A 2,235-nucleotide genomic window follows, 5' to 3' on the forward strand; every position below is an offset into this window, starting at 1 on the left:
GCCGGCGCGGCGGCCTCGGGCGCGGGCCCGGTCGGCGCCGCCGTGCGGCCGTACGCCCCGGCCCGTACAGCGGTTCGGCCCGTAGCCCGTACGCCCCGGCGCGTACCGCCGTCCGGCCCGTACCGCCGCTCCGAGGGCCGTACGCCGCCGCGGCGGGCCGGCGGCGGCCCGCGCGCCGGGTGTCAGCTCGTCGCCACGTACTTCGTCGCCGAGTCGACCTGGCAGGTGTAGCTGATCCGCCGCGTCACGCTGTAGTACGACGTGGCCGTGAAGTGCTGCGTGCTGCCCGGCAGCACGGTGACCGTCTGCGAGTCGTACCCGATCATGCTGGACCCGCTCTCCTTCCACTTCACGCTGACCATGTAGCGGAAGCTGCGCGTGGAGTCCGTGTTCGTGACCGTGACGTCGTACTTGAACTGGTTGGTCGACTGGTCGTACCGGCAGTTGGTGCCGCTGGTCTCGCTGATCGCGTCCGGGTTGTAGGTGGGCGGCGCGGAGTACGAGTAGGAGTAGTCCGGCGCCGGCGTGTACCCGTACCCGGGGGTGTAGGACGGGAGGCCGGTCGGCAGGCTCGGGAAGCCGGAGGGGAGGTTCGTGGGGAAGCCGGAGGGCAGGCTGGACGATTCGCCGTTGCCGGCGCCGCCGATGAACCCGCCGCCGCCGAAGCCCTGGCCGTCCTTCTTGGACTTGCTGCACCCGGTCAGGACGGTCAGCGCGAGCAGCCCCACCGCGGCGGCAGCGGCAACACGGACATAACGGTTTTGCATGGAGAACCCCCGTTGAACAAGGTGCAATCACGCCAACCTGGCACCAGTTGACGAGTGCACGCCACCCTAGCAATGGCGGCCCCGTCCCCCTAATCGCCTCCTGTGGTGCGGAAGCGAGCCGGTCAGCTCTGTGAGACGACCCGCGCGGACCCGCGGTTCCTCCGCTTCCGGTCACGGTCGGGCAACGGGCAAAAGGGGCGGGACGGCTCCCGGGGCCCGTCAGCCCCGGGCCGGGGACCGCGACTGGCCGGTCCCCTTCACCGCGTCCAGCGCGTACACGCAGCGGTCCTTGCTGCACGCGTACACCACACCCGCCGCCACCACCGGCGAGCCGGTGATCTCGCCGCCCGTCGCCAGCTTCCACCGCAGGTGCCCGCCCGCCGCGTCCACCGTGTACAGGCAGTGGTCCGCCGAGCCGAAGTGGACGCGGCCGTCCGCCGCGACCGGCGCGCCCACGATCTCGCCGCCCGCCGCGAACCGCCACTTGGGCGTGCCGGTGACCGCGTCGAGGGTGTAGAGCGCGCTGCCGCTGCCCAGGTGCACCGAGCCGTCGGCCACCACCACCGGCTCGGTGGACTGCCGCGCCTCGGTCGCGATGCGCCAGCGGTCGCGGCCGGTGGCCGCGTCCAGCGCGTACACCGTGCCGAGGTAGTCGGCGATGTACACGCCGCCGCCCGCCACCGCGGGCCCCGGCGCGTACGCGGGGGCGCACAGGAAGACCGAGGGCGCCTCGAAGCGCCACCGCACGTCCCCACGCGCGATGTCGATGGCCAGCACCCGGGTGCCCGCCGACACGTAGACCACGCCGTCCGGCCCGGGCAGCAGCCGTACGGGCACGCCGCCGCAGGACGCCGCGTCGCCGACCGGGTACGACCAGCGCTCCGCGCCCGTACGGGCCTCCAGGGCGCGCAGCCGCGCGTCCGCCCACACGTAGACCGTGCCGTCGTGGACGACGGGCCCCGCCTCGGCAGTCTCGAAGTCGGTCTGCAGGCCCCCGGTCTCCCACAGCAGCTCGCCGTTGGCGGCCTCCCACGCCTGTGCGCCGCCGCCGCGCGTGGCGGTGAGGACCGTGCCGCGGTCGGCCCGCAGCGAGTACACCCAGCCGTCCACCGTCAGCCGCCACCCCTCGGCGCCGTCCCGCGCGTCCAGCGCGTACAGGGTCGGGCCGTCGGAGGCGTGGATGCGGCCGCCCGAGACGGCCATGGACCAGGCCACGTCGCGGGTCTTGAACTGCCGCCGCCCGGTGGCCACGTCGAGCGCGTGCACCTCGAAGGACGTCACGTACAGCAGGTCGCCGGCCACCACGGGCGTGCCCCACACGTCGTTGGACATGCGGAACCGCCACGGGCGCCAGCGGCCGGGCGCCGGGTCGCCGCCCGGCGCGGCGGATCTGCCGGGCCCGGCGCCGGGGCCGCCGGTGCCCAGGCCCCCGGTGTCGGCCGGGGCCATCGGCGGCGGCAGGGCGGCG

3 protein-coding genes are annotated in these 2,235 nt (G+C 74.8%); 1 reads left to right on the plus strand and 2 read right to left on the minus strand.

What is annotated here, in order from left to right; translation table 11 throughout:
• Positions 1–231: hypothetical protein (locus RKE29_RS29480; protein WP_312008773.1), on the plus strand; the 231-nt coding region annotated here is incomplete at its 5' end.
• Here RKE29_RS29480 and RKE29_RS29485 read toward each other — a convergent pair.
• Together RKE29_RS29485 and RKE29_RS29490 are read right to left on the minus strand one after the other, a co-directional pair.
• A complete protein-coding gene (locus tag RKE29_RS29485) occupies positions 183–767 on the minus strand; it encodes a hypothetical protein (RefSeq protein WP_312008774.1) in 585 nt (194 codons plus the stop codon). The genes RKE29_RS29480 and RKE29_RS29485 overlap by 49 nt on opposite strands.
• Before the next feature lie 219 nt (positions 768–986).
• A partial coding sequence (locus RKE29_RS29490; RefSeq protein WP_312008775.1) for a PQQ-binding-like beta-propeller repeat protein occupies positions 987–2,235 on the minus strand: 1,249 nt, incomplete at its 5' end.

This window comes from Streptomyces sp. B1866, assembly GCF_031932565.1.
GTDB lineage: Bacteria > Actinomycetota > Actinomycetes > Streptomycetales > Streptomycetaceae > Streptomyces.